Source organism: Paenibacillus sp. UASWS1643 (assembly GCF_008693195.1).
In the GTDB taxonomy this organism is placed as follows: Bacteria; Bacillota; Bacilli; order Paenibacillales; family Paenibacillaceae; genus Paenibacillus; species Paenibacillus amylolyticus_B.
Window position 1 is genome coordinate 601,208 of record NZ_VXKZ01000115.1, and the last position, 21,696, is coordinate 622,903.

Annotated in this window: 17 protein-coding genes; 3 read left to right on the forward strand and 14 right to left on the reverse strand. The window is 41.2% G+C overall.

Annotation, left to right across the window (positions count from 1 at the left end):
- The first annotated feature begins 201 nt into the window (after positions 1–201).
- The 3 genes from FE296_RS27125 (at position 202) to FE296_RS27135 (ending at position 1,814) form a co-directional block, all read left to right on the forward strand.
- Complete coding sequence (locus tag FE296_RS27125; protein ID WP_124114953.1) at positions 202–663, forward strand: nuclear transport factor 2 family protein; 462 nt, start codon at positions 202–204, stop codon at positions 661–663.
- Positions 660–1,241 carry a TetR/AcrR family transcriptional regulator gene (locus FE296_RS27130; protein ID WP_124114952.1) on the forward strand — a complete coding sequence of 194 codons (582 nt, stop codon included), beginning with the start codon at positions 660–662 and terminating at the stop codon, positions 1,239–1,241. Before FE296_RS27125 ends, FE296_RS27130 begins: the two co-directional genes overlap by 4 nt.
- Positions 1,242–1,343: 102 nt before the next feature.
- Positions 1,344–1,814 (forward strand): DinB family protein, encoded by a 471-nt coding sequence (locus FE296_RS27135; RefSeq protein ID WP_124114951.1) that lies wholly within the window; start codon positions 1,344–1,346, stop codon positions 1,812–1,814.
- A gap of 193 nt (positions 1,815–2,007) precedes the next feature.
- Here FE296_RS27135 and FE296_RS33035 read toward each other — a convergent pair whose 3' ends face one another.
- From FE296_RS33035 to FE296_RS27195, 14 genes are all read right to left on the reverse strand, one after another.
- A complete protein-coding gene (locus FE296_RS33035) occupies positions 2,008–2,151 on the reverse strand; it encodes a hypothetical protein (RefSeq protein ID WP_190945587.1) in 144 nt (47 codons plus the stop codon).
- A gap of 420 nt (positions 2,152–2,571) precedes the next feature.
- Positions 2,572–3,579 carry a glycoside hydrolase family 43 protein gene (locus FE296_RS27140; protein WP_150367053.1) on the reverse strand — a complete coding sequence of 336 codons (1,008 nt, stop codon included), beginning with the start codon at positions 3,577–3,579 and terminating at the stop codon, positions 2,572–2,574.
- Positions 3,580–3,638: 59 nt separating this feature from the next.
- Positions 3,639–3,776 carry a hypothetical protein gene (locus FE296_RS33040; RefSeq protein WP_190945589.1) on the reverse strand — a complete coding sequence of 46 codons (138 nt, stop codon included), beginning with the start codon at positions 3,774–3,776 and terminating at the stop codon, positions 3,639–3,641.
- Between the two features lie 220 nt (positions 3,777–3,996).
- Entirely contained in the window at positions 3,997–4,758 is a 762-nt protein-coding gene (locus tag FE296_RS27145) for a class I SAM-dependent DNA methyltransferase (RefSeq protein WP_124114949.1), read from the reverse strand.
- Positions 4,759–4,768: 10 nt separating this feature from the next.
- Positions 4,769–5,305: an NADPH-dependent FMN reductase gene (locus FE296_RS27150; protein ID WP_150367054.1), complete on the reverse strand. Its 537-nt coding sequence runs from the start codon at positions 5,303–5,305 to the stop codon at positions 4,769–4,771.
- Entirely contained in the window at positions 5,298–5,969 is a 672-nt protein-coding gene (locus tag FE296_RS27155; RefSeq protein WP_124114947.1) for a tetratricopeptide repeat protein, read from the reverse strand. Before FE296_RS27155 ends, FE296_RS27150 begins: the two co-directional genes overlap by 8 nt.
- Positions 5,938–7,857: a hypothetical protein gene (locus FE296_RS27160; RefSeq protein WP_150367055.1), complete on the reverse strand. Its 1,920-nt coding sequence runs from the start codon at positions 7,855–7,857 to the stop codon at positions 5,938–5,940. Before FE296_RS27160 ends, FE296_RS27155 begins: the two co-directional genes overlap by 32 nt.
- Positions 7,841–10,285 carry a lantibiotic dehydratase gene (locus FE296_RS27165; protein WP_150367056.1) on the reverse strand — a complete coding sequence of 815 codons (2,445 nt, stop codon included), beginning with the start codon at positions 10,283–10,285 and terminating at the stop codon, positions 7,841–7,843. Before FE296_RS27165 ends, FE296_RS27160 begins: the two co-directional genes overlap by 17 nt.
- Before the next feature lie 123 nt (positions 10,286–10,408).
- Positions 10,409–12,781 carry a lantibiotic dehydratase gene (locus FE296_RS27170; RefSeq protein ID WP_190945591.1) on the reverse strand — a complete coding sequence of 791 codons (2,373 nt, stop codon included), beginning with the start codon at positions 12,779–12,781 and terminating at the stop codon, positions 10,409–10,411.
- Positions 12,782–12,812: 31 nt separating this feature from the next.
- Positions 12,813–14,111: a tetratricopeptide repeat protein gene (locus tag FE296_RS27175; protein WP_190945593.1), complete on the reverse strand. Its 1,299-nt coding sequence runs from the start codon at positions 14,109–14,111 to the stop codon at positions 12,813–12,815.
- 29 nt (positions 14,112–14,140) lie between these two features.
- Positions 14,141–14,428, reverse strand: a complete 288-nt coding sequence (locus tag FE296_RS27180) for a hypothetical protein (RefSeq protein WP_150367059.1) — start codon at positions 14,426–14,428, stop codon at positions 14,141–14,143.
- Positions 14,421–16,703 (reverse strand): lantibiotic dehydratase, encoded by a 2,283-nt coding sequence (locus tag FE296_RS27185; RefSeq protein ID WP_150367060.1) that lies wholly within the window; start codon positions 16,701–16,703, stop codon positions 14,421–14,423. The genes FE296_RS27180 and FE296_RS27185 overlap by 8 nt, the downstream gene beginning before the upstream one ends.
- Positions 16,684–19,239 (reverse strand): lantibiotic dehydratase, encoded by a 2,556-nt coding sequence (locus FE296_RS27190; RefSeq protein WP_150367061.1) that lies wholly within the window; start codon positions 19,237–19,239, stop codon positions 16,684–16,686. The genes FE296_RS27185 and FE296_RS27190 overlap by 20 nt, the downstream gene beginning before the upstream one ends.
- Positions 19,220–21,691, reverse strand: a complete 2,472-nt coding sequence (locus FE296_RS27195) for a lantibiotic dehydratase (protein ID WP_150367062.1) — start codon at positions 21,689–21,691, stop codon at positions 19,220–19,222. Before FE296_RS27195 ends, FE296_RS27190 begins: the two co-directional genes overlap by 20 nt.
- Positions 21,692–21,696 lie beyond the last annotated feature (5 nt).

Below are 21,696 nucleotides of genomic sequence, written 5' to 3' on the forward strand. Positions count from 1 at the left end.
AGGATATGCATATGAAGAATGAACACCCTCTTGATCACTGGTAATACACAAAAAGAGCCACTATGCATATGATTGATGGCTACTTGGTACATGATGGATCTGAACCGATTCGAAATTTATATTGAATCGGGATGTAAACTTGTATTTATAAACCGATCGGTTTATATTAGTGCAAAAGGTATAGAAAGTGAGGAAATTTTAATGAATAATTTAACTCCCCCATTCACTCGTGAGACAGCGATCCAAAAAACCCGTATGGCAGAAGACAGCTGGAATAGCCGAGACCCTCATCGCGTCTCACTTGTGTATACTGAGGATTGTTATTGGAGAAATCGGAGCGAATTTATAACAGGCCGCCAAGAAATTGTCTCTTTGCTAACTCGAAAATGGGCCAAAGAACTGGACTACCGCCTTATCAAGGAGCTTTGGTCATTTACGGATAACCGTATTGCAGTTAGATTCGCATATGAATGGCATGATGATAGTGGGAATTGGTTCAGATCGTATGGGAACGAGAATTGGGAATTCGCTGACGACGGCTTGATGAAGCGTAGATTTGCTTCGATTAATGACATGCCGATTAAGGAAGAGGAACGAAAATTTCATTGGCCTCTCGGCACGCGCCCTGCTGAACACCCAAGCCTCAGTGAGTTAAACCTATGACGCGCACTGTTTTTGAAAAATCTGATGTCATTCCTCTCGTTACTGAGGTATTTCGTGAATTAGGTTATGAGGGTGCAACTTTGAGTAAAATTACAGCCCGTACAGGTCTATCTAAAGGAAGCTTATATTATTTCTTTCCGGGTGGAAAAGAAGAGATGGCTGCTGAAATTCTTGCGCATATTGATCAATGGTTTATCAAGAACATTTTTGAACCGCTCGAAAAGAATGAACCCCGAGCAGCCATTGATCATATGTGGCAAGAGGTCGATACTTATTTTCAATCTGGTCAGCGTATATGCCTTATTGGTGCATTCGCTTTGGACGAAACAAGAGATCGATTCGCTGCTGTTATTCGGCAATATTTTGTAAGATGGATTGAAGCCCTAAGCGCGGCACTAGTTCAAACAGGTATCTCTAAAGAGACGGCTGACCAAATTTCAGAGGAAACAATTGCTAGTATTCAAGGGGGATTAATTCTGAGTAGAGCACTTCATGATGAAACCTATTTTGAACGTACTTTGGCCAATCTGTCACAACGAGTCTCAACTTATGTTTCTAAAAGCAACTCTGGTCACTGACACAAAAGTGTTTTTTAGTAAACTGGCGGAATTTCTTCACCCCAAAAAACAAGTGTTTTTTTCTTAACGATTTCATTAGCGATTTTATGGGAGGTCAATATCATGAGCAATTTTGTCGCAGATCAATTGGGATTTGTTCGCCGTCAGGCAATTAATTATGTGAGGAATATAGATGACTCTGCCTCGGAAATAATTCCAACAGGTTTGAAAAACAATATAAAATGGAATCTAGGCCACATGTATGTTATACATGAGAAGTTCGCCTTCCAACTTACTGGGCAAGAAACCAAATATCCTGCTAATTTTAATAAGTTGTTTGATCCAGGAACTAAACCATCTGACTGGAATATAGAGCCTCCAACGTTGTCTCAAATAATCGACTTGTTAACTGAACAAATTGAAAGGGTTGAATCGCTACTTTCAAGCAAATTGAAAGAAGAAATCAATCCTCATTACAAGTCTTCTACAGGACTTATCTTTACAAATATAGAACAATTACTGGGTTTTCTGATTTACCATGAAGCAATGCACTTTGCAACAATTAAAAATATCAAGAGCATAATTGACAGTTAGGATTAGTAAAGAATTGTTAAAACCAATGACTCGCCATGAAATATTGAGTTATCTTTATTACATTATTAGTAGTCATTGATGCTGATATGGCTCCAGACCAGAATTATGTGAAGGCACAATAAGATCCGTTGCATCGATCGGGTAAATTCTATTAAGTGGTTCAAGGATTTCTGTTCTATTTTTCTTGAGACCTCTACCACTTGCCCGGAATATCGCTCACCATATGATCTGTTATTTCTTCTTCTCCCCACTCACTCTTTGTTTTATCACCTGATGGTAAGATGACACCTTCGATACCTGCGTCAATATAAATCAGGTCCTCAGTCTGCGTGACCATGTTTTTGTCCCTCGACATTATTATATTAAATTATCATCTGGAGTTTAGTTTCACATATCAGTGCTGCCGCACATCTTGTGTTCTTAAGTAAAACAGAACTAATGTCTAAATAGGCTTGTTTATTCCTTTGTTGTTTGGAACACTAAAAAGGATTTAATCATCTCTTCAGCTATTTTGATCAGATCCTTTTCTCCTAAGTTGCTGTCCCCATTATTGGATATTTCATACAACAAATGATTGTGATCGTCCCTCCATCCAATCCGATGGTAAGGAACGGAATTAGTTTCCCTATCCTTAATATCGGATTGAATATAATAGACCTCATTACCTAAGTGACAGAACTGATCCTCCTATCAAAAAAGCAGCCCCGTCAGGAGCTGCCTCATGTTATGCCTTATCTTGTAATTTTATCTGTTTCCGCTAACCTTCCAGCTTACTGGCATCCGGATAAGGATTGATCTTCTGGATCGTTCCGTCTTCGTTGTATTTCAGCTCGGAATATTTAACGCAGCGCTTGTGGTTGACGCCTTCCGACAGGGAGCTGTCGTGATAGAACAGATACCACTTGTCTTCAACTTGCACAATGGAGTGATGGGTTGTCCAGCCGATAACCGGAGAGAGCATCTCGCCCTTGAACGTGAATGGTCCCATCGGGTTCTTGCCGATCGCATATACGAGCTTATGCGTGGTTCCTGTAGAGTAGGACAGGTAGTAATAGCCGTTATATTTATGCACCCATGGGCCTTCAAAATATCTTCGATCCTCGTCCCCGGCCAGAATCGGATTCCCGTCTTCATCGACAATCGATATCTCGGCAGGCTTGCCCTGGAAGGACAGCATGTCGTCGCTAAGCAATGCAACTTGCGGTCCAAGCGCCGGTTGGTCAGGAGCAGGTCCTTCTGCATCTGGCACGAAGCTGCCGGTCTGCCATTTCTCCAGCTGGCCGCCCCAGAGTCCGCCGAAATAGATGTATGACTGATTGTCGTCATCCACCAGTACGGCCGGATCGATACTGAAGCTACCTTCCATATAAGTCGGCTGCGGCGTGAACGGGCCTGCCGGAGACTCTGATGTTGCCACACCCAGACGGAAGATGCCATCATGGTCCCGTGCCGGGAAGAACAGGTAATAGGTATTGTTCTTATAAGCAGCATCCGGTGCCCAGAGCTGCTTGGAGGCCCACGGAATATCTCTCAGATGCAGCGCTTCGCCGTGATCGACCACAGGGGAAGCGAAATTGTTCATCGAGAGGACATGATAGTCTTCCATTTTATACTGGTCGCCGTTATCGTTGCTCGGCTCGTCATGATCGAGGTCATGGGAAGGATAGATGTAGATTTTGCCCTCGTAGACATGGGCGGAAGGGTCCGCAGTGAAAATGTGGGTTACGAGCGGCTGGTGGGGCTTAGGTAGTTGTTGTTGATTCATAAGGCATCTCCTTTGGTATTGGAATAATAGAATCCTTCATAATAAGCAGGGCTGGCGCTCTATGTACCGTTGCCCGATGCACGTAGCCCCGGGCAGCCGCAGGCGAAGCCGCCGTTAACCTCGGGAGACAGGACGGAAGCATGTGCTGTCACCGGGACTTCATGCCAGGAAATCTCATCCGCCGAGTAGGAAGTCATTTATTGAATGCATCGTACACTCCCTCTGAATCCAAAGCAAGCGTTTACAATCTCTAATGTTATTGTACAAGCTCTGCTTGTTATTTCCTATACACATACTAAAGATCTTCCCCCCCCGAAAAAATATACAATTCCCGCCTATTCCATTAGGCTGGAAATACACACCGATTTCTCATATTTTCTGTCAGCAATTGACCATCCATGATACACAGTCCCGATCTCAGTTCTTTTCTACAACAATAAAGACACGATCCTCCCCTTCCGGGTTATCAAGCGAAGCTGATAAATCCTTCAATTTGGAAAAACGAATTTTTTTCCATCCTACTTCTAAAAGAGAGGCCTTCACTGCATCTAATCTAAAACAGGTATTAACTATCGAATGTACGAATCTTTCATAATACCCATTTGGGTTTTTCGAGAAACCCGTCATATGAGTAACGGCTCTTGAATTCATCTCATCATAGAAGCTTCTGGATACAATCATCGATTCCTCATTGTCCTCAATTACGATATTCGTCCATCCTTGAAGACCTTTATTCGTATTTAAATCAAAAATAAAGATCCCATGATCATCCGTCACGTTATAAACCGCACGAAAACATCTTTTTAAGGCTTCAATATCAGGTAAATGGTTAAGGGCATCGAATGTTGAAACAACCAGACCCAATTTCTCTTCCAAAGTAAAATCCGTTGCATCGCCTTGTACAAATCTAGCCTGTCCCGTCTCTACATACTTCGAATTGTTGCGGTTCGCGTAATTCAACATCCCCGAAGAAAGATCGATCCCCGTCACTTTATATTCTTTTTTTAGGAAATAATGAGCCAGGTGTCCTGTTCCACAACATAAGTCAAGAACATGGTTGTTATTACGGCTAATGTCCTGCTGTTCATAGTATTTTAGAATTCTTGGTGCTGCTTGCAGAGCAAAATTAGACCATTTTTTATTATATAATCCGGCAAAAACATTACCATACGTTTCCATTTCATCACACTCACGATCTATTTTGGAATCGATACGAAACCTCTTGCAACAAACCTAAGAGAACACTTTTAAACTGTGATTGAGCTTCTTCACTAAATTCGTTATTGTCTAATAACTCTTTCTCACACACAGAGACTTGTTGAGGGATAACATAGGCGTGCAATGACCGAAATATCAAGCGCATCGAGTTAAGCGTATTAATGCCTGACTTCATTCCACCTGAAGTTGACATCAGTGCAATCGGTTTATTTTTAAATCCTGATCCATCTTGGTAGTCGAGTAAGTTTTTGAGTGCTCCAGAGTACCCACCATGATACTCCGGAGAAGAAATAAGAAATGCATCAGCTGACTTTATTTTTTCCGAAACCGTGATCATTTCTTCTGTTAGGGGTGCTACCGGACTGTACAACGGAAAATTGGTATCACATACACAAATGATCTCTGTATCGTGCCCTTTCTTCTCCAGCAATCTACTTGCCATATTTAATAGCTTTTTACCTAACGAGTTGGGATTCATACTTCCATTAATTAGAACAATTTTAGCCACTTCGCTCCCCCTCTTTCTTCTCCACAAGTTTTATCCGTACGATCCAGGACTTCACTTCGTTGTCGGCATGCAAGCGATAAGATTCTTGTAAGGCTTCCAAAGCCAACGGATAGTTTTTCACCTTCATATGACTCATACCGAGCAATCGCCAGCCATATGCATCCTGGGGATGATCTTTTACATATGAAGTAAGCAAGGTGCATGCTTCTTTTTCTTGATGTGTGCGGATGTAAAGCAGCGCAAGTTCTGTTGTTGCCCATTTTTTATGAACCCTATCAACATAATTTAGATACAGCTCCTTAAGATCATTCGTTCTATTTTGCTTTTTAAGAATTTGTGAAAAGAGAGTGGCGTATTCTAGATGATCAGGGTGCATTCGGCAAAGAGCTGACAAACCAGTGGCTGCTAGTGTCCATTCTTCTTTCGAAACTGCTGCTTGTACTAAATTATGCCAAGCCTTCGAATGATTCTGATCCTTTACAACGGCGTTGTTCCACAATTGCATTGCTTTGATTTGATGTCCATGAGCAAAATATACATTTCCAAGATGATATAGGGAGCTGGCATCTCTTCTCAGAAGGTAAATAAAGCGCCAAAAGAAAGTTAAGATATAAAATCTCGCCTGAAATCCGTTATGAGGAGATTGTTGCTCCAGTTTCTTCAACTAATATTCCCCCCGTATATAACTTGAGTAGCAACTTTCGTACGGAGGCCTCCTGCTTTTCTGGAAACTTTTTCAGCAAATCACGTAAAGTGATTGAATTTTTGCATTGTGCCAGAACTGCTCCGATGGCAGGAGAGATTACCATACAGCTATCTTTTTTACAGTCATATAAGACACGTGTGTCTTTTCTTAGAATAACTTCGAACGGGTACTCTTTTTCTTGGCCTGGAACGGTGGGGTGCATATTCTTTTCTAATTCAGATAGTGAGTAAGGCAAAGTGTACATTTTACATGAAGGAGAAAGCGACAATTGCAAATCTTCCTTCAGTACAGGGTCAGCTTCTGGATCTACCAACCTAGGTGTTTCATTGAAAAGTTCCGTATCATCAACAGCCAGCACATCACGAGGAAAGTCGTATCTTTCCTTTTGCTGAAGCTCACCCACAAGCGAAGAGGCAAAGGGAAGAAAACGTTCACTGTCCCAACCCGTTTCAGTGAGGAAATGATAACTGCGTTGAATGTCCTTCTCTGGTTTTTTTTCAGCTATCCATTTAATTCCATAGTCTTTAGATTCGTTCCAAAAGTGGCTTCCTTCATAAAGACGGAAAATTTTGAAACGAATATAACGAGTTGTGCATTCCGAATGCTCTTTTAAAAAAGATATAAATTCCGTAAACCCTTCCGGAGAAGTGAGCGGATAACCCAGGACGACGGAATGGTACATCGGTATTTGTTCCGACCTACATGCACTCCAGGATTGAAGCATCTTCTGCTTGATCTGATCAACACGATCTCCAACGAGCCAACCTTTCAACTCCCAGTGAATCCATGTTAGCCCCCTACTCTTAAGCCACCTCACTTCATCCTCATTCAAGGATTGATCAAACTTTAAATATATCCCCCAAGGGACTTTAATATGAGATTTTTCCAAGCATTCTCCAAAATATAGGGCTTCTTCCACGGTGGTAGGTTCGTACAAGTAAAGTCGTTTATTCTCAATGTGCTTGCTATCGGATAACCAAGAGAATAGTGAATCTTCGTGCATCCAGTTCTTCTGCACCCGAATATCAAGATAGGGAGTCCAATATTCATCTGCTTCTAACTCTCCGAATCCCCAGCTGATGGTTTGCTTGGAGCTCCTATGCTGGATGAAATCTTGAGGATGTCTAACAGCTATAACCTGGTTTATGTTCATAGGAGGATGGTTTACTACATTTTTACCAAAATCTGAAAAGAACGGACCTGCCCATGAAATACGCGCATCTTTATTCTTCTCACGAATAAAATCAGTTAATGTATAGGCCGAAACTAATTGTTGATCTGATTCAACCCATATGATCCATTCCCTCTCTTCCTGTTCTACTATCGATTCCAAGAAGGGTTTAAACGGATTCGTTTTGTTGTCCTGTACACTCTTCTCCAGTTGTTCTGTACTCTCGGTGGAATACAGTAAATTAACATCATTCATTGCTAATTGAGTAGGAAGAAAAGGGAGTTGAAATAGCTCTATTGCATAACGGATAAGATTCCTTGCCTCTTCTCGTTGACGCACATCGCATTTCGTCTTCATCGTTTGAATAGCTTCTTGAAGATTCTTCTCTACGCTTTCCCTTCTCAAAAAGGCTCTAAGCAGGCCTCTCACATACTCTTGATCCTTTGCTTGAATTTCGTTTTGAGTATGCAAGCTGTTCCATTCATTTTCAAGATGCTGGTATCGTTTTGTTACAGCATGCGAGTCTAACATATGGTTCCAAAACAGAAGATTTGCATCTACTAATTCAATCTCCATATGAGAAGCTCGTACAGAAGAGATACAGGACGTTAACAGAAAAGGAATCTCGGAGGGATCTTTTAAAGGTGGATAGATTACTTTAATCGGAAGAGTCATGTCCATTTCCCCTTTCAACAAAGTAGCTTAATCTCAATTCGGCCGTGTGGCGTTGCTTATTACCTTTAGTCAGCCATGTCTCGCTCAGACCAGGTAACATTTCACTTAAAGTACATTCCTCCTCAGTCCAAAAAGCATTCCACATCTCAAGCAGAAAGTAGTTATCAAAATGAACATAAAAGGGTTTCGGTTGATTGGCTATTTTAACGAATGCTTCGTTGGGAAGTCTGTTTTCCACGTGATATTTGAATGCATCATAAAAAAGTTCGATGGAAGAGCCTGGATATACACCATTCCAGAAGGTCTCTTTTGTGATCCGCCATGCAGCTCTTTGCACGACCACATCCCCCATCATCATTCTTGGCGTAAATGCGCCTGTATTGACAACAAAAGGCACCGCCTTAGGTAAAGAAAAGAAAGAATGCACCATGGTATGAAGCTCACCGTTGTAAGTACGATAAACTCCATCATCATCTGGTAGGGATAAAACAACGCCATCCTCCAAACACTGGACCATCGCATGAGCCAGGGAGATCTTTTGGTTTGAACTATTCGATATACTGCTCATTTGTGCGGTTATGCCAGGATACTCGAAGGGAACAATTTTAAACCTTTTATTGGATAGTAAATTCAACATTTGTTGATTTGTTGTACTGTTTTTGATTTTCTCTTTTATTTGTGCTGTAAGCTGTTCTTCATCACGATGAAATTGCAATGCCCATCCCCATAGCATAACGGTATCGTGAATTTCCCCAAGGATAACTTGATAAGTGCCATCGTTCCTTTTGGCTAGCATAAGATCGGGAGAGTTAATCCAGCCAAGGTCTGGATCAAACTCATAGGATGTATCATCGGGAAGAGCAACAACAAATTCATCGCTTTTTTTCACAAAGGCTTCCACTTGTTGCTCTATATCCGTTCGTATGTTACGCCATCGATTTTCCCAGTGCTGGGCTTCAGGATGCTGTGTGACATCATATATAAATTTCAGGTACGGCACCTCTTCTGTTGACGGATACAAGGTGGTGAATATCTCTTTCGCGAGCCTTTGCTGCATTTCATCCTTTTCTTGTCCATGTTTAGCGCAGAGGTTTAGCCATTTAGGCACACTTTCTCGGATCACACCTTCAATGCTCCCACCGATTTGAACCTCGTCTAATGGACCATGGCACTCCTCATATAGAAGAGTGCGGTCAGCATATATAGCTCCACCACTTCTTCTAGGATTTTCCCCTGTCCATTCCATGAAAGACGTCTCAAGTCGTGTTAATTCATGTATTTTGTCTTCCAACATCAACGAGGGATATGAACTTTTTAAGTCCCATAGCCAATTGATCCTTTGTCTCCATAAGATCACGTCCGGGTGAGGCGGTAAGGTTGGGTTATTGATCCACTCTCTTAGACTTCGTAAGGCATCCGGTTCGGTGACGGGAATTGGTATTTCAATATCAACCAACTTTTTGCTCTCGAGCCGAGACAGCAATGGTTCTGTTTCTTCAATCGTCCAATTAAAATGATCTGCCAGCTCGGATATGGTTTGAAAATCATGAGACAATCCCGCAATTAAGGGATGATAACGCTCTGGAAGTACAATTCGTTTCCCTGAATGAGGAAAATAAAGTGTGGAGCCCTCCTTCTTGAGCAGGTAAGATAATTTCACGCTACAATAGGGTCTGAGCTCTTTTTTGATTTTTAATACATTTATTAAACTGGAAACTGCCCAGTACGGCAGAAAAGCTCTCCGTTCCCTTTCTTGATCCAAAACTTTATATTTCACATCTTCGTTTATCTCTCCTAATCTGCCGTATTGAATAGGACCAAAATAACTTGTGGTTTCATTCTTCGTGCAAAACCTCTGAAGATAGGAAATTAATTGCCTCTCTGTTCGCTTAACATCTGCATTTCTTTTCACTAAAGCATTCTGCAAATAGGGAAGTAATGCATTCTTATACATGGATGGACTTTGTTGAAAAACAGCTTCTTGTAATCGCACGTCCTTATAGATATCCTGTAGTTCACGTTGTTTTAAAGCGAGCTCCTCTCTGAATACTTGAGCACTTACTTCACGGATGAATTCCAAACGTTCCACGTTCATTTGATAATGCTTTAATTCATGTAATACGTTTGTGTCTAATCCCTCAGTCTCCAGGCTCGAAATGAGTTCTGAATTTATTGGTTTTCTTTTGGCAATCGTTTTACGTGCTTTTTTCCAAAAAGGAAGTGCTGCGTCTGAGATGCAGTTAACTCGTTCTAATTCCTTCATATGAGTGATACGCTGCTCTATATTTCTCTCAATCTCATATCGTTGATAAAACGTTTTAACCGTCTTCTCAAAACGAAGTCTTTCAATCCATTCCGCTGGAAATCCGGTAGAGCGTAGAATAAACTCAGGAAAGTGCTCCCACTTTGGAGTCGCGATATCGCCCACCTCCTAATCGTTCTGATGCGGATGCCCCTTTTTGAAAAACAGTTCCCCTCATTTCGAAACAGTACTTGCCCTCCTCATCCTTAAGCCATAAATGATCGGGTGAGGGCTCCATTTCAATAAAAGTCACAGTTGCATTTTTTTAAGCAAACTATGGAGCAATTCGATCGCGAAGCAATTTTCAAAATCAAAGAAAAACGGCTTTTTCTCCGAGTTCACCTTGAAAAACACATATCGCGGAAGCTGATATTTATCCCGGAGACGCTGCATTTCAATAAAAATCTCAAACAAATTTTTTCCGTTACGTAAGCCTTCTAATTGTTCGTCTTCTAGCTCCCAACGTTCGCGCTGAAAAATGACACCGTTAATTTCAATCCTTGGCGTATGTTTGGAAGTGCGAATAACTGGTGAACTCACACGCGAGGGAGCAAAAGCCCATAGATGAATGTTCTCGTCTCCGCTATTGTATAAGTGGTGCTGTCTTTTATCTTGATCTATTAATTTCACTTCCTGATTTTCATACGTCACATATAAATCACGAATCGACACCACGCCTTGCGCTCTTGTTGAAGGCGTGCCAAATAGTTTGATAATCGTACCCGGGAAAGTTTCATGGATAAGCCCTTTGTGCCTTCTTGTATTCAATATGACAGAGAGGTTTTGGTACATGGGCATCTCGGAGAGCATGTCATTAATCTCCTCATTCACCTGCTCTCTTCTAGCATCAAAGAGAAGTTGTGAACCCCACATCGCAATAAATTGGTGAACCTCACCCAATATGACTTGGTAATCCCCTTTCGATAGCGCATCTAGATCCTTAGCTGAAAACATCACATCTGGAGAAGTATGACACTCCTCATATTTCCTGAAGCGATTAAATTGCTCGACATCCTCAGAGGTTATATGGGCGATTGAACCTTCCTGACGCTTCTGAACCAACTCATCCAGTAGCTCATTAAATTGAGTTAATGCAGGAAAAGAAAGGTCAACCTTTGCTTCAGCTAATAAGGTCTGGGATTTATATATAAATTCTGAATATGGAATATGGTTTCGATGGTCCTTTATATGCTCAAAGATACGATGTGCGATGGTTTGATAATAATCTCTCATGACATCGCCGAAGGCGGCGCTTAGATCGAGCACCGGTTTGAGCTTTTTCATAAAATCATCATAAAAAGTCTTGCCAAAAGAAAGTTTATCAATGGTTCCCTTACATTCCTCATAGTATAACGTTCGATCCGCATACATTTGCCCTTGGCTTCGCCGTGCAGACGAATGAGTTACTTCTTCAAATAATTGTTCCATGCGCCGGGTGACATCTTGCCGATGGTTTAAATCTTTTGCCAATGCCTCTTCTTTCCATTGTTTAAACTGTTCCAAAATCTCAAGCCATGTTCTCTTCCTCTCATCGTTTAACGGAAGCTCCTCTAACCACGAGAGCAAATAGCTAAATGGATCAAAAATAGTGGAAGGGATTTCGATTTCAAATAGAACTATATTTTTATCGGCCAGTTGTTTAATGTACCGACGAAGTTCAGAAATACTGAGATCCAATTTTTCTGACAATTGATGAAGATTTAGCTCTTCACTCGATATTTCTTGTATGATCCCATCGTATTTATCGGGAAGTGAAATTTCTTTATTCAGGTGTAAAAATAACAGTTTATTTTGTTGCAGTGCACACATCGGGTGCAGTCTAGGGATCAGAAAATTGCTGATCGCCTGCTCTTCGGCTATACGTTTGGCAAGCCCTTTAACCATCCAGAAGGAATAATGGATGACACGTTCTTCAAATTTACCCGACTTCGCTTCAAAATGCATGGACTTGTCCAAATCCATATCCCATTCTGCATAATTCATTGGCCCAAAAAAACTGGCCGTATCATTTTTTGAACAAAAACGCTGCAAATAGGAGTAAAAACGCATTTCCAGTGTTCTGATTTTTGAAGGGCGACTCTCATACTCCTGATGCGATATAAAACGGGAATAGGATATATTAAATACATCCGGATTAGAAATATAAACAGCCTCCGCCAGATAAGGATCTTTGAATATCTCTTGAAGTTGTCGCCTTTTCATTTTGAGTTCTTCATAAAATATTGCCTCAGTCCGTCTCATGCTTTCTTGGATATGCAGATCCATATCAAGCCATTGCTGCAAACCTATACGCAAAGGATGATCCATAGTAAAGAATTGGTTCACTTCCTCTAATTCACGTGTTCGTATCGTATGTTTAGCTAGATATTTTCTAACTCGGGATAATACGTGTAAAATCGATTTCTGATTCTGTTCTGCATGCAGGTTGACCGTCTGAGGAATGATGTCATGCAATAAATGTTCCGTGAGAGATTGCTTGTCCTTCTCTAAGGTAGTAATCTCAGATAGCTGCTGAATGGTTCCGTTCCAGTGGAGCTGCTCTAGTGTTTCAAAAGGGAACCCCGTTTTTCTAACGACAAGTTTGGATACAAACGTCCAATCCACACTTTTTTTGATATTCATCCTGTTCATACCTCCAAACATCATATTCTATTTACTGTTGGATTAAAGGATTAGGAATATGGATCGGATAAAAGGGACGGCCAATTTTTGTTATCGGTGAACCCAGATCCAATTCTTGCTTCATTATCATGGATTCATTTTGTTGGACTAACTTGGTTCTTCTCTCCTGAAGAGAAGCAAATGCCTCATCACCAAACTCTAAAGCCATAGAAGCCGAATGTTCCAGCCAGTGCACAGTTTGGGCAAAATCATCGTCATTGTATGCATAAATGGCTAGCTCTTGTGCGATAAAGGCGGCATGAAAAACGTCATCAATTCTTTTGGCAATCTCATAAGCTCGCGTGATATAAGCAATACCCTCTTTTTGTTGGCCGCTGGCTACTTGAAGTGCTCCCAAGCGGAAGTAATAAGTTTTACTAAATGCTGCAGTCGTGCCGTGTGTTATAAATTGTTCGAATTTTTGCCAGGTTGTCAGCGCTTTTTCGCTCAAACCCATCTTTTCAAAAAGTACGCTCAAATTGGAAATGACATTAATTTTTAAATGAAGTGCATCTCCTGCCTGATGATTCATAATTCGTTTTAAGGCAGCTTGACTGTATTGTAAAGCCTCACGATAGTTCTTCTCCCGGAAAGCAGACAAAGCCCGAACATTATAAAGCCAACCTTTTTCAATATCTGCTTCTTTCCCTTCCAACATCACGGCTTCTTGCAGCCCTTTTTCAATCCAAGACTGAGCCTCATCTTCCTGATCTAGCCGTTTGCTAGAGAGCAGAGCCAGGTACATACAGGTTGCAGTTCGCTTTTGAGGACTCGTTGAAAGTGAAAATAGATGCTTATAACAAACGATTGCTTTGCTGTAGTTTCCGCAGAAGGCATATACTAGTCCTTTTTTCATCCATAAGGTTGCTAGTCGTTCCTTATCGCAAACCGTATGGATTCCTCCTTGAATCAACGTTAGAGCAGCTTCATAATTCCCGCCCATAACAAACCGTTGGATGATTTCCTCCATATCGTATGCGTGCATGGATTCCCTGTTTTGAAACCACGATAATGCAGTTTTCTCATCAGAGGACAATGACCGGTTTTTGTTCACTGGCTTCTTTCTCTCTTCATTTTCTTCGGTCTCATGAAGGTTCTTCGTCCACATCTGTAGAAGTTCATCGCGCAAAAGTTTGCATTCTTCATCCCAGCTTGTTGGAACCTCGCCAACGTGTACCTGCAGATCTATATTTCCCTTCTGAGAAGAGAGATAACTGATAAATTGAAGGCTCACCCTGTCTGCCTCGGCTACGTTATAAAAACGGATTTGAAGAGGTCTATGATAACTCACAAGCTGAATTAACTTGGAAATGCCCCAAACTAGGCGAAAGATCTGTTCAGATTCTTTGGGGATAATCTTCTTTCGGAAGAACCTGCAGCCAGCGCTTCTAGGGGTTCTGTATGCTTATTTAAAGATGTCTCCGGGAACAAAAATTGTAACTCAGCTGAAAATTGTTGCTTTAACTCTGGATAATGTCTCTCAATAGCATCTTGAAGCTGCCACCAGCATTCCTTTAACCCATAAAATGAATGGAACAGTTTGTCTTCAAAGGAAATACCAAGCCTGATTTCATCATGTGTAACAAGGGCAGAAGGTTCCTTATGCATGGCCTTCCACCTCCTTTGTTCCAATTTTGTATACGCCCATTCTGAGCTCACAAGAATGGCTTCCTTTGGTAGAGCTTAACCACAGATGATCAGGATCGGGAAGCATCTCTTCTATCATCACATTTGCATTTTCCATTACAATTTGTTGCATGAGTTCAAGGGAAAAATAATTTTTAAAATCAATCCAATAGGGTTTTCTAACCTCAGATCCTTTCATATATATGATGTCCGGAAGCCCCTCACTTGTTCTCCATTCCTCTACCTTTTTCATCAACTCAACGCTATGCAAGCCTTTGAATGCTAGATGTAAGGGGGCTGCTTCAAAGCTCCAACGCTCCCTTTGATAAACAACACCATCGATAACAATTCTAGGCGTATGTTTTCCCGTAGATATAGGAACATGGAGCAGCATCGGTTTACTAAACATGGCAAAAGGCAAATAAAATACCTGGTCAGCTAGGGGGACATAGAGCTCGATTTGTTCGAAAGTGCCTTTTCTCAGAAGCACAAGGTTTTCCTCATCATTCTTTGTTACAACCAATTCGGACAATTTGATGGACTCCTTGCCCTGTGCAGGCTTCTCCGCAATTTCAACGACTTTGGATGGATAGTCATAAAAGGCTTTATTTCTTCTCATCACTTCGATTCCGGCCAGCGTAGTCCCATCAGCCAGATCGACCTTTCTTAATAGTTGGAGCAGCTCCGTCTCAAGACTTTCTTTGTCTTGATAAAAATGGGTCATCCAGTTATTCATCAATAAATGATGATGCAGCTTGGCCAGAATGATTTCTACGTTGCCCGTTTGTAAATCTTCAATATTACTTGCCTGAAGGAACAAATCCGGTAAAGCATATAACGAACGATTGGAGTGTTGTATTGGCAACAGTTTGGAAGAAATCTCAACTTTCTTCAATTCTGATCCGTTCTTTTCAACCATTTCTTCTAGCTGTCGCGTAAACGAAAATGACGGCAGAGCTGGTATATCTGGATAGTGTTCTCTTAATTGCTCTATAAATTTGGAAAAAGGAATTTCTTGATGATGTACAGTTTGCATTTTTTCGAACACATTTTTTCCAAGCAGTTGATAGTGGTTCCATACTTCTTCTCCATATGCTGCGCTGAGATTCAGAGCACCAGAGAGTTTGGATTCTAAATCTTGAATAAAGGGTTCTCCTAAAGTAAATTGTTTAATATGCCCGTGGGCGTCTTCATAATAAACAAACCGGTCTGCATACAAGGATGCTTTGCCGCGTCGGCTTGGCTTGCCAGTCAGCTGCTCAAATTTTTCTTCAAGTTTTCTGACGAGTTCAATCTTTGACGTTATTTTTTGTTCGGCCAAACGCTCCGTAATCTTAGATAGCTCCTCCAATTCACGGCACCATTTTTCTTTTACTTTATGATCTGGCAGTGATCGAATCTGTTCTAAAAAAACAGATAGTGGATGAACCAATGTGGATGGAATTACCCATTCCTTACGTAAAACACCTTTTGAAACCAGTTGATTGATCCAGTTTTCAATTTGTGCAGGTGAAATATCGATATGAGCCTCAATTACTTGTGCAAGACATGGTGAATGCTGCTGAATATAGCGCAAAATAGACATTAACCGTTCGGGTAGTTTGATTCGATTCTCTGATGAGGTTAAAATGTGTTCTTCCTCTAAAATAGTCCAAGCAGAGATGTGCAACGGGACATAGGGACTAAGTTCCTTCTCAGCCCCCGCCGCTTTCATGAGTTCCTTAACAGCCCAATAGGATATAAAGGACTCTCTATCTTGTAAATAGCTATTCTGATCCCATTCTCCAGTCCAGTAGCGAGGTTCTGCACGATTTACCTTTCCATAATTCAGTGGACCAAAAAAGCTAGCCGATTCATTTTTAGCGCAAAATCGCTGAAGATAAGTGAACAGTTTTTTTTCAATCCTTTTCACCTTGGAAGGTCTCTGGGAAGGTGAAAAGTGATGCATATATCGATCAATATGCGGATACATGTCCGGATTCGATATAAATATAGCCTGCCGAAAGTCTTCCGTATCAAACATGTCTTTAAGTTTTGATCTTTTTTCAGCGAGTTCTTTTTCAAAGACCGCTTGTAATCGCTCTTCCTCTGAATCTTGGCTCAACAGAAATAAGGTTTGCTCCATCCTTAAATCAGCCAACCATTCAAAGGGAAAACCTGTGCTTCTCAGAACAAAATGTTCGAACCACTGCCAACCACCGGAATGACTATGCTCACGCAGAGAAGTATTTTTAGAATTATCTGTTAACAGATTCATTAGCTAACACACCCTCTAACTTTGTTGGAAATGGTTGATGGGAGTAAGTAAATCCCATTCTGAATTCACAGGTTTGCTTACCATGTTCACCTTCCCAAAATAGCTGTTCTGCTCCGGGTAAAAATTCGGTGATCTCAATAGAAGACGAATTTTTCATCATACGAAACAACCAATCTAAAGCCCAGTAATTCCGGATATCTACAAATACTGGCTTTTCAGTATTCGACCATTTGACAAAGAACTGCGTTGGAAGGTGATAAGCAGCCTTGAACTTGTACCCTTCTTTTAGAAGCTCATATCCAGAGGGAATCGATGTGCTTTTATAATCCTGTGTGTTTATTCTCCATTTTTTCCGCTGATATACCATTTCTCCAATATAAATTCGAGGTAACGGTGTATGTTCAAGCGTGTCCAAAAGGTCTATCGAAATGATTCTGGGTAAAGAGAATGCTCCATGAGCTATGGTTCTGACATCCCCGGGATACAGGATGATTTCCTTCCCTCGGTAATCCAGAGTTAAACGTTCTCCTTGTTTTACAACGTTCACTTCGCCTATAGGAATAACTTGCCTACTGCTTTTGATTGATTTTGAGGCCAACTCAATGGTCCAACCCGGTAACTCTGGAGTGATGTGTTTATGTCTTCGGTTCGAAACAACGCTAGACATTTGATGTGACATCGGGAAAGCGGAGATAAAATCCTGCATCTCTTTTTTCAGTGCCTCATTTTCAGGATGATAGAAGCCAAATACCCCATCATAAATCGTGCTCCAGTCATCATGAATTTCCCCTAGTACAATCTGATAGGTATCCTCTTCCAAGTCCTTCATTGAATGGGCTGCAATCATGAGATCTGGGCTAGGAAAACTAAACGGTGCATGGGAATATACTTGATCGATCGTATCTTCATATTCTCGAATTAGCTGCGTCACTTGTTGCTCATCAAGAACATACCCCTCCGATGTCTCTGTGAGTAAAGAGTTAGCTTTTTCTTCAAATTCCTTCACTCTCGATGACACAAAGGGGACTCCAGGATCATCCAATCTATGAATGATCTCGGTGTAAGCTATAGAGCTTCTCTCTTCTTTTAATTCGTCAAAAATACCAAGGGCAGCTTCTTGATAATCTAACCAGCGTAAGGCGGCAGGGATTTTTAGAAATTCCAATACAAGCACACTTTGTTTAGATAGCCGCTCATAAAGCTTGCCGCCTATCTGTAAATGGTTTACACTGCCAACACAATCTTCGGTAAGAATCAGCCGATCACCATAGAGCGTGCCGCCTTTACGCCGAACCTCATCTGGATGCCAGGACTCAAACCACTGTTCTGCTGCTTCAAAAACACGGGCTTTTTCAGGCCAATCAGAAGCTTCAAATTGATCTCTCAGTGTGACAGCTTCTTTCACAAACGAAATCCAACGATCACGAGCAGGAGGAGGCAATTGCTCTACGATTCCCTGTAAATCTTCTAATAATGGAACCCTTGTTGCACAAAGTTCAATTTCATGACGAATCACTTCAATTTTTCTAAGTTGTCCTAGCATATACTCTATGTTCTCCGTCGGTAATTCTGTTAAACGAGACAACTCATCGGGCTTTGTTTGGCCGTCTATATGTTGTAACAAAGAGAGATAGACATCTGGAAGCGTCCTTGTTCTGTCTGTGAAATGATATTTCAACCTGTTATCTTCAATAGTTACTAACGGATTTTTCCTAGGGGCAATATGTCTCCGTACAGCCGGATCGCTACTGATTCTGGAAGTCATTGCACGAATGCACCACTGACTAAAGGAAGCGGCTTTTCTTTGCAATTTTCTTCCTTCTGTATGTTTTATCTCAAGCGAATGGGCATTATTTTGATCAAAGCGTCCATAATTAATCGGACCAAAAAAGCTGGTGGTATCGTTTTTCGTACAAAACCGTTGCAAATATCCAAAGATTAAAGATTCATTTTTTCGAACCTCTTTATTTAGGGCAGGCCCTTCCTCGCCAGATTGTTGCCATAATTTCATATGCCGCTCTAATGCTTGAAATGCAGATGGGCTGCTAAAATATACGGCTTCTTGGAAATGAGGATCTGTTGCAACTTCCATGATTCCTGCTCTTATTTTGCCGAACTCGTTTTCAAATTTTCCCTTTGCCTCTAACAAAAGCTCTGATTCTTTATGGAAAAAAGCGTTCCACATAAGAGGAATCTCTTGCCATTCCTTGGGATAATCTCTCGATAACCACCAACTTGCCAATTCTTCTGGAATCGGGGTTCTCTTAAGGAAGTGCCTTCTAGCCTTTTTTACCTTGTTATACTGTTGCTCTTCTCCCACCTTGCTCCATTCCCAGCTCATCATCCGATCGTAAATGGTTAGAAGATATGTTTTAGCCAACTCTTCTTTGCGCTGTTGAATATGTTCCCAATGCTCTAATGAGACCGCTGTAGTTTTAGAGTTCAGCTTCTCCACCATCTGAAATGGGAAACCTGTTGTACGAAGGATCATTCTATCCATCAACGTCCACTTCATCTCACGATTGGATAACAGCATGCTGAGGTTCCTCCTTAAGGCTGTTCTGCTTTATTGGAGGGCGAATCATAATGCCCCTGAGTTCACAACAATAACTTCCCTTCTCATTTTGAAACCAATTCGAAGTTCGGTTCGGTAGTAATTCACTAAAGGTTACACTTTCCTCTGGAACCAGATGTTTAAGTAGAAGATCAACTAAGTAATAATTTTTAAAATGAATGTAGAACGGCTTTAGCTCGCCCTTCAGACGAACGAACACCTCATCAGGAAGCTGATACTTCTCCTTTAATACCCAAGCTTCGACAAACCGCTTATCCTCGTCCGCCGCCAAAATAGTATGCCACTCCTCGGTTGACATTGTCCAAGTTTCACGTTGCAGGACGATGTCACGAAACAGAATACGTGGTGTATGTGCAGGAAGCTTAAACTTGGGCACCACGACATTCGGTTCGGAGAAAACTAGCGATACCAAATCATCTGGTTCTCCCATATGTGGAATGATTCGCTCATGATGCATATCCCGAATCACTAGCTCTTCGTTCTCTTCTACCACGTATAGTTGACTAAAAGACAATACGTTATCTTTCTCCTTCCCCGAATGACCCATGAGTGTAATACTTCGTTCAAATATTTCTAGAAAGAAGTTTTTTCCGGCTCTCTGCTTTAACACCACATTTACGATTTGCTTTCCGTTGGGTAAACGCTCAATCGCCTGTGTGACTTCTTTAATCCATTTATCTCGATTAGGATGATAATACAGCAGATTGCTCATCCCTTGTGTACCCCAATGAACTTCACCGATAATCCACTGGAAATTCCCTTGATTAATCTCATCTATACTTTCGGCTTGAATCATGATATCTGGGGATGTGACACATACATATTGTTCTGCTTCTGGAAGCTCAATTACATTTTCCACCCATTCATCCTTCAATTCGACAACTTTACTTTGTTGCAGGTTTTCTTCGGTAATCCACTTTTGCAAGTGCTCAGAAGGAGATTCACCCTGTAGCTCTAATTGAAATTTTTGCTGCTGTAGAGCAAGTAAAAACACTAAAAAAGGAACGTGTTGTGATCCTGAATCGTTGATTAGTTGTTTGAACAGATGTTTAGCTTGAGATTGTGCCAGCTTTTTTTTCTTATTCGCTAGTGTCCAGCCCCAATCTAATAAAGGAGACAAACGATGTTGTAAATCGTCCTTCGCTCGGTGGGATAGAGTGAAACTGGTCACATCACCCGCACATTCTTCACAATACAAACTGCGGTCCGCGTAATTTTCCCCCGATGATTGATACGGCTCCAAGCCTGTTAATTTGTTGAAAAGTGCTCCTGCTTCTTGAACGATCCTAACTTTGTTCTCTGCGTTCCCGTTACTGTACTCCGATTGCCATCTCTGAAATTGTCCTAAATGTAACAGCCAGGTTTCTCTTAAAGGACTCTGGGGTAACTTTTCGACGAACAGGATTAAGTCCTCAAGTAAATGATGCGTGGATGGTGTTAACCTGTACCCTCGAATGACCACACCTTTATGGATCAAAAGTTCCATTTGTTTTACTACAGAAGCTGAACAGTTACCCAATAGATCGTCCGCTGATTTCTGTCCATCACACTGCTGTAAAATGCTAATGATTTCCGGTTTGATTCCTATTTTTTTCCCACTCTGAGCGTGCATGATCCCGGTTTGGTCGAGATAAAAACTATCATGCAACGATAGTGGGAAGTAATCGTTCCACAGTTCTTCACGATTGATCTGATGAGATAGAGACTGGACCACCCAATATGCAAGAAATGTACGTCGCCTAGTAGGGATCTGTCCTGTTCTTGTAAAACACAGATTTTCTTTTTGCTCTGTGAACAGTCCATAATTCAGTGGGCCAAAAAAACTGGTCGTATCATTTTTGAACAAAAAGCGCTGTAAGTAACTAATGTAAGTTCGTTCTTCATATCGCCTTCTGGAAGGTTTCATTGTATTTGTGTCTTTTTGCAGATACCTGTGCAGCGAATTCCATACTTCAGGATTGGAGTGAGCGATGGCTTCTTGGATGTCAGGTTGACTTAAGAGGGATCGTAGCTGAATTGTTTTACTTTTTTTCTCTTCTTGCAGAATGTTTAAGGTGTTCTCTTCTTCCATCACAAGTTCTGCTCTTTGTCTTTCGTATTCTTTAAGCCATGTGTCCCCCGGAGGCAGATGTTGAGGCCACTCGAATGTTAATAAAGGAGCGTTTTTCAACATTCTTGTTTTCACTTTGTATAGCTTTTTAAACACAAGATCTCCCTGAGGATAGATGTTTTGTGCTGCAGTAAGCCATTCATCAAATGTAGTGAGAAACCATTGTCTTTCTTTCTCTAACTTCTCTCTAAGCCGGGTTGTATGTTGAATTTTATTTATCGTCTCTGAAAATAAAAGCGTGTCCATCAGATGTTGGGGAAATCCAGTGCTACGTACAATATAATCGGATAAAAAGGACCACATCGTTG

Coding starts and splice junctions, on each gene's coding strand:
- FE296_RS27125 (WP_124114953.1), top strand. CDS start 202: ATGAATAATTTAACTCCCCCATTCACTCGTGAGACAGCGATCCAAAAA.
- FE296_RS27130 (WP_124114952.1), top strand. CDS start 660: ATGACGCGCACTGTTTTTGAAAAATCTGATGTCATTCCTCTCGTTACT.
- FE296_RS27135 (WP_124114951.1), top strand. CDS start 1,344: ATGAGCAATTTTGTCGCAGATCAATTGGGATTTGTTCGCCGTCAGGCA.
- FE296_RS33035 (WP_190945587.1), bottom strand. CDS start 2,151: ATGGTCACGCAGACTGAGGACCTGATTTATATTGACGCAGGTATCGAA.
- FE296_RS27140 (WP_150367053.1), bottom strand. CDS start 3,579: ATGAATCAACAACAACTACCTAAGCCCCACCAGCCGCTCGTAACCCAC.
- FE296_RS33040 (WP_190945589.1), bottom strand. CDS start 3,776: ATGACTTCCTACTCGGCGGATGAGATTTCCTGGCATGAAGTCCCGGTG.
- FE296_RS27145 (WP_124114949.1), bottom strand. CDS start 4,758: ATGGAAACGTATGGTAATGTTTTTGCCGGATTATATAATAAAAAATGG.
- FE296_RS27160 (WP_150367055.1), bottom strand. CDS start 7,857: ATGACTCTTCCGATTAAAGTAATCTATCCACCTTTAAAAGATCCCTCC.
- FE296_RS27170 (WP_190945591.1), bottom strand. CDS start 12,781: ATGAATATCAAAAAAAGTGTGGATTGGACGTTTGTATCCAAACTTGTC.
- FE296_RS27180 (WP_150367059.1), bottom strand. CDS start 14,428: ATGCATAAGGAACCTTCTGCCCTTGTTACACATGATGAAATCAGGCTT.
- FE296_RS27185 (WP_150367060.1), bottom strand. CDS start 16,703: ATGAATCTGTTAACAGATAATTCTAAAAATACTTCTCTGCGTGAGCAT.
- FE296_RS27190 (WP_150367061.1), bottom strand. CDS start 19,239: ATGCTGTTATCCAATCGTGAGATGAAGTGGACGTTGATGGATAGAATG.
- FE296_RS27195 (WP_150367062.1), bottom strand. CDS start 21,691: ATGTGGTCCTTTTTATCCGATTATATTGTACGTAGCACTGGATTTCCC.